The organism is uncultured Thiocystis sp. (assembly GCF_903866365.1).
In the GTDB taxonomy this organism is placed as follows: domain Bacteria; phylum Pseudomonadota; class Gammaproteobacteria; order Chromatiales; family Chromatiaceae; genus Chromatium.
In genome coordinates this window covers 1-6,081 of sequence record NZ_CAIPNF010000085.1, presented here as the reverse complement: position 1 = coordinate 6,081, position 6,081 = coordinate 1, and the positions used below count along the sequence as shown (strand labels likewise).

At 61.9% G+C, this 6,081-nt stretch carries 5 protein-coding genes and 1 pseudogene; 3 read left to right on the top strand and 3 right to left on the bottom strand.

Going from position 1 to position 6,081, the window contains the following annotated elements:
* Window positions 1–141: 141 nt before the first annotated feature.
* Window positions 142–414 (bottom strand): annotated as a pseudogene (locus QZY07_RS05475) (helix-turn-helix domain-containing protein); the annotation flags it as partial.
* Between the two features lie 155 nt (window positions 415–569).
* On the opposite strand from QZY07_RS05475, the gene hslV reads away from it, so the two are divergent.
* A complete protein-coding gene (gene hslV / locus QZY07_RS05470) occupies window positions 570–1,136 on the top strand; it encodes an ATP-dependent protease subunit HslV (protein ID WP_295400459.1) in 567 nt (188 codons plus the stop codon).
* Window positions 1,137–1,151: 15 nt separating this feature from the next.
* Here the strand turns inward: hslV and QZY07_RS05465 are convergent, their stop codons facing one another.
* Window positions 1,152–2,135, bottom strand: a complete 984-nt coding sequence (locus QZY07_RS05465) for a universal stress protein (protein ID WP_295400458.1) — start codon at window positions 2,133–2,135, stop codon at window positions 1,152–1,154.
* Window positions 2,136–2,179: 44 nt separating this feature from the next.
* Entirely contained in the window at window positions 2,180–3,931 is a 1,752-nt protein-coding gene (locus QZY07_RS05460) for a cation:proton antiporter (RefSeq protein ID WP_295400456.1), read from the bottom strand.
* Window positions 3,932–4,421: 490 nt separating this feature from the next.
* Between QZY07_RS05460 and hslU the strand changes: the two genes are divergently transcribed.
* Complete coding sequence (hslU, locus tag QZY07_RS05455; RefSeq protein ID WP_295400454.1) at window positions 4,422–5,753, top strand: ATP-dependent protease ATPase subunit HslU; 1,332 nt, start codon at window positions 4,422–4,424, stop codon at window positions 5,751–5,753.
* Between the two features lie 63 nt (window positions 5,754–5,816).
* Window positions 5,817–6,081, top strand: a 265-nt coding sequence (locus QZY07_RS05450) for a hypothetical protein (protein WP_295400452.1), incomplete at its 3' end; no start/stop codon positions are given.

Sequence of the window (6,081 nt, the reverse complement as noted above, 5' to 3'; positions counted from 1 at the left end):
TTGGTTATCGTTTGTATGCTTAAAAATCAAAGGCTTGCGTTTTTTGCGCCGATTGCCATAGGGGCGATGCTTTTTGGTGAGGCGCGCCTATTCTACTGTTTTTAAAGAAATATATTATCTACTGAGATCCTAGAGAGCCACTTTTTTCAGCCAATCCAACTCGACCTTCAGCCGCCCGATCTCGGTGTAGAGCCCCTCCGCATCCCCTGGGCCTTCCGGCGTCTTCGGTCCACGCTTCTTCGCAAACAGCCCCTCTGCTCCCTCCTGGATCTCCCGTTTCCATTGCCCGACTTGCGCCGGATGCACCCCGGACTCCTGCCCGATCTCGTTCACCGTTTTGACCCCACGGATCGCCTCCAAGCCAACCTTCGCCTTGAAGGTCGCCGTGTCACTCGTGCGCTTTGCTTCGCCCATCTTCCTTTGCCCCTTTTGATTTGCGAAAGCTTAAACTATTGTCCGGTTTTCGGGGTCCACTTTAGTACCAAGCAGCACCTCAGACGCGGCTGCGCGACACCGTGGAGAAGGGATCGGATAGAATGACGCACTCAACTCGGCCATGCAGGTTCACGATGGAAAATTTTCGCGGTACGACAATCCTCTCGGTCCGGCGTGGCGGCAAAGTCGTGATCGGCGGCGACGGTCAGGTCTCGCTGGGCGCGACGGTCATGAAAGGCAACGCGCGCAAGGTGCGCCGACTCTATAAGGGGCAGGTGCTGGCCGGATTCGCCGGCGCCACGGCGGATGCCTTTACCCTGTTCGAGCGGTTCGAGGGCAAGCTCGAAAAGCATCAGGGGCATCTGACGCGCTCGGCGGTCGAACTGGCGAAAGACTGGCGCACCGATCGTATGCTGCGCCGTCTGGAAGCCTTGCTGTGCATCGCCGACGCGACCACGTCGTTGATGATTTCGGGCACCGGCGATGTGGTGGAACCGGAGCATGATCTCATGGCGATCGGCTCGGGTGGCGCCTTCGCGCAGTCCGCCGCGCGCGCGCTCTTGGAAAACACCGACCTCGGCGCGCGTGAGATCGTCGAGAAGGGTTTGCATATCGCCGCCGACATCTGCATCTATACCAATCACAATCTGGTGCTTGAGGAACTGGACGCGGTGACTGACGACTTGCATCCCGAGCGTTGAACGATGGCGAATCCGTCAGGTGTCGGATGATGGCTCCTCAAGCGCCATCGGGCTCACGAAACCGGGCGGCTTCACGACGAGCAGCGAACACTTCAACCGATTGAGCATGGCTTCCGCAGTATTTCCGAGCAGGAATCCGGCGATGCCGGTCCGCACGACCGTCCCCATGACCACGAGATCCGCCCGCAGTTGCTCCGCCATCTCGGGGATGACGGTGGACGCCATGCCCTGACGCAAATGGACGCGCGGGGCGAGATAGTCATAGGCATCGGGACCGAGGTGCGCCTTGAGCTGCTTGGTTAGCCGATCGAGTCCGCCTTCATGACGTAAGCGCACATCATTGAGATAGCTCATGCTGACGGCATCCGGGCTTTCGCTGCGTGTTCGTATGATCATGTCACCGGGCGCATCCCAGACATGGACCAGGTGCAGCGTGGCGAAGTCGGACAGCGCTAGCGAACTTGAGAGAGCCAAGATCTGTTGATTGAGTCCCGGCTCGATACCGTCGACGTCATCCGGATCGACGTCGACCGCCGCCAGAATGGTTTTGTAATCGGAGGGTTCCGACGGCTGTGTCAGCCAGACCGGACAGGGGCACTTGCGCAGCAGATTCATGTCCTCGCCGCCCAGCAGACGCTCGACAAAGCTCGGACGATCGATGGGCTTGATCACCAGGCCATACCCCTGGCGCAGCACGGCGCGCACGATGGCCGCGCTCGCGCTTCCCGTGAGCACCTCGCCATGGACATCGAGCCGCGACCGGAAAGGTTCGATCAGGGACGCGAGCGCATCCATCCGGCTGCTGATCGCTGTCGTTGGCGTGTCGAGCGGACATGGCTCATCGCCTGACATCGGTGTCCCGGCCACGCTGGACGGGATGACATCGACCAGGGTGAGCCGCGCTTGGTTGTTCTCCGCGAGCGAGATTGCCCGCGCGAATGCCGAGGTGTCCAGGTCTCCAGAGGCGATCACGTAGAGGATGTTCTTGAAACGTTTCATGTGGGTTCCTCCCCGATTGGCTCGCGCGCGACGGCGCGCATGAATCAATCTGTCCGCTCCAATGGCCGATGGGTGTCGCGCATTGCCGACATCGACGCGTCCCCCTCCGGTTCGAGGACGGGTCGATAATCCCGATCGCGCACCTCCTGGAGCATGAGATCGACGTCGTCGACCGGGACACGCAGCATCCGCAGGGCCGTCGCCCCCAGACGCAGGCTCGCTTCGATCGCCTCCGGATAGGCGTGGGTGGCACCGGCATCGATGAGCCGCGAACTCGTTTCGAGATCCCGTGCCCGTGCGATGACGGGGACATGCGGACAGGTGTCGCGCAGGAAGGCAACGGCCCGCAAGGCGGTCGTGGCCTGATCGACGGTAATCACCACCAGCGATGCCCGTTTGACCTGGATGGCGACCAACAATTCCGGGTCGCCGATGTCGCCATAGAGGACCGCGTGACCGTCCGACCGTCCCTGCGCCACCCGCTTCGGGTCGGTGTCGAAGGCCATGAAGGGGACGCCGCTGGTTTTCAACAGCACCGCAATGGTATGTCCGACCCGTCCATAGCCGCCGATCACGACTTGCTGCTCGGGGAGCGCCAGCGGCGCGTCGGGCAGGCCAGGCGCGTCGCCGCGCGCAGATCCCGCCAGCCAGGTCGCGATGACCCGATTGAAACGAATCAGCAGGGCGCCCACGACCATCGAGAGGAGAACGGACGTCATCGCGATCTGACCGAGCGGTGCGTCGATCGCCTGGGCATCGAGCGCGATGACGATTAAAGCGAATCCGAACTCGCCGCCGACCGCCAGCAGCAAACCCGTGCGCCAGGCCACCTGGGCATCCAGTCCGGTGCGGCGCACCAGCGCGGCGACAATCAGGATCTTGCTCGTCAGGATGAGCAGGGCGCCGAGGAGCGCCCACTGCCAGATGGGCGGGATCGCGAGCGGATCGAAACGCATGCCGATGCCGATGAAGAAGAGGCCGAGCAGCACGTCGCGGAAGGGACGGATGGTCGATTCCACCTGATGACGAAACTCCGTCTCGCCCAGCATCATCCCGGCCAGAAAGCCCCCGAACGCCAACGACAGACCGAGGCTGCTGGTGGTCCAGGCGGCCAGCAGGGCGACCAGCAGCACGGCGAGCGTGAAGAGTTCGGCGGAGCGGCGCGCGGCGACCAGATGAAACAGGGGGCGCAGCAGCCAGCGGCCCGCGAAGAACACCAGCGCGAACGCGAGGACGGCCTTGGCGAGCGCCCAGCCAAGCGCGCCGGCGAGGACATCGGCGGCGACCGACAGGCCCAGCACGGGGATCAGCACCAGCAAGGGGACGGCGGTGACGTCCTGAAAGACGGACATCGCGAGTCCGAGACGGCCGTGGTGGCTGTTCTCCTCGCCCTGCTCGGTCAGGAGACTGCCGATGATGGTGGTGGAGGATTGCGCGAAGACGGCCCCGATCACGAAGGCCGCCGGGGCGGCAAGCCCGGCCAGCCACAGTGCCGTTCCAACGCTCAGCATCGTCAATGCGACCTGTCCGGTTCCCAGGCCCAATACCTGGTGGCGCAGCGCATGCAGTTGGGGAAGGGAAAAACTGAGGCCGATCGTGAACAGCAGGAAGACGACCCCAAACTCGGCCAGCGTCTCGAATTCGGGCACATAGACCGTCGGTCCGGCGGTGTGGGGTCCGAGGATCACCCCCACCAGCAGATAGCCCAGACTGGTGGGAATGTACAATCGTTGAAAGACGAGCACGACCGCGACCGCCACGCCCAGGAGCAGAAGAACTTGCGCAAGGTGTTCCATGATGAATGCGTTGCCGGTCTTGTCCGGTTGTCGGCCCGTAAGAGCTGGGTGACAGTGCGGCGTTGCATGACGCGGCATGCTCCCCATGACTGTAGTATCGCTGCGCGTCCAAGCCTTGACGCATCTGGATTATGACATCAAAGTTGGCGTTAAAGTTTGGTTGTACGTCGGCCCGCCGCGACTGGTCGAGCGCCTCGCGAGTCCAGCCGGGAGCCTGGGCAATCTCGACCTGGCGCGCGCGGGCTACGGTCTAAGGCATGGGCCAGTTCGGACGGATCGTCGTCTTCCATCGCCAATCCTCGACCATGAGCGATGGCTGGCGGATGGGTATTCATGCTGCATCGGCTCGGCGACAACGGTCGAGCCGCGGTTGGTTGGGTTGCCGGGCCAATCGCGTTTGCGGTCGGTGGCAGCAGCCTTGTATCACTTAAAATGAAGCGATCTGAAGCCTGCGCTCTGATCTTCTCGCTTCGCGCAATGGATCGATGACATGTCCGAAATCACCCCCCAGCGCATCGTCGCGGAACTCGACAAACACATCGTCGGTCAAGACGACGCCAAGCGCGCCGTGGCGATCGCGCTGCGTAACCGCTGGCGTCGCTCGCAGATCGCCGAGCCCATGCGTTCGGAGATCACGCCCAAGAACATCCTGATGATCGGTCCCACGGGCGTGGGCAAGACCGAGATCGCGCGACGGCTGGCCAAACTGGCCAACGCGCCCTTTATCAAGGTCGAGGCCACCAAGTTCACCGAGGTGGGATATGTCGGGCGCGACGTGGAATCCATCATCCGCGATCTGGCCGATATCGGCGTGAAGATGGCCCGCGAGCAGGAGATGGCCAAGCTCGCCGATCAGGCCGAGGCCGCCGCCGAGGAACGCATCCTTGACGCGCTGCTGCCCCCGCCGTCCGGCTTCGAGGAAGAGACCCGTTCCGCCGCCAGCAGCAAGACCCGGGAGAAATTCCGCGACAAGCTGCGCGCCGGCGAACTCGACGAGCGGGAGATCGAAATCCAGCTCTCGGCCACCCCGCTCGGGGTCGAGATCATGGCCCCGCCGGGGATGGAGGAGATGTCGAGCCAGCTCCAGGGCCTGTTTCAGAATCTGGGCCAGGGCCGCATGAAGCGTCGCAAGCTGCGCATCCGCGACGCTCGTCAGATCCTCAAGGACGAAGAGGCGGCCAAGCGGGTCAATGATGAGGATCTGAAGCTGCGCGCGATCGAGAACGTGGAGCAGAACGGCATCGTCTTTTTGGACGAACTGGACAAGGTCACTCGGCGCGGCGAAGCCATGGGTGGCGCCGATGTCTCGCGCGAGGGGGTGCAGCGCGATCTGCTGCCGATCGTCGAGGGCAGTACCGTCTCGACCAAGCATGGCGCGGTGCGCACCGATCACATCCTCTTCATCGCCTCCGGCGCCTTTCATCTGTCCAAGCCCTCTGACCTGATTCCGGAATTGCAGGGCCGTCTGCCGATCCGGGTCGAGCTCAAGGCGCTGACGACCGAGGATTTCGTGCGCATCCTGACCGAGCCGGATGCCTCGCTAACCGACCAATATCGCGCACTGCTGGGGACCGAGGGCGTGCATCTGGAGTTCACCGAGGACGGGATCCGGCGCCTGGCCGAGATCGCCTGGCAGGTCAACGAGCGGACCGAGAACATCGGCGCGCGGCGTCTGCATACGGTGATGGAGCGGTTACTGGAGGATGTCTCCTATAACGCCTCCGACCTGGACCGGGTCACGGTGACCGTCACCGCCGCCTATGTGGATCAGAATCTGGCGGGGCTGGCGGCCGACGAGGATCTCTCCCGCTATATCCTCTAAGGCGATTTTCGGCTCTCTGGGATCTGAGTAGGAACCGGGAAGGTCGAAAAATCTATTAATTATATGATCTTACAAAGATCTGGAGACGATATCGAAACGCGAAACGAGTCACTGAAGCGCGCGATAGAGCTTTTGCTTGATCTACCGAATATTCAAATTAAAGATGCCTTTCAAGACACCAAAGGCCACTATATCGTCACGATCATAAGCACAGAAAAAGGTGGCCATTGTCACAAATGCAAAAAACGCATCGAAAAACTCAATGGTCATGGCGAATTTGTGACGGTTCGTCATTTAGATATTTTAGGACATCCGCTCTATTTACGAA

Bases quoted from the DNA above. Each gene is read 5' to 3' on its own strand.
- hslV (WP_295400459.1), top strand. From the start codon at position 570: ATGGAAAATTTTCGCGGTACGACAATCCTCTCGGTCCGGCGTGGCGGC.
- QZY07_RS05465 (WP_295400458.1), bottom strand. From the start codon at position 2,135: ATGAAACGTTTCAAGAACATCCTCTACGTGATCGCCTCTGGAGACCTG.
- QZY07_RS05460 (WP_295400456.1), bottom strand. From the start codon at position 3,931: ATGGAACACCTTGCGCAAGTTCTTCTGCTCCTGGGCGTGGCGGTCGCG.
- hslU (WP_295400454.1), top strand. From the start codon at position 4,422: ATGTCCGAAATCACCCCCCAGCGCATCGTCGCGGAACTCGACAAACAC.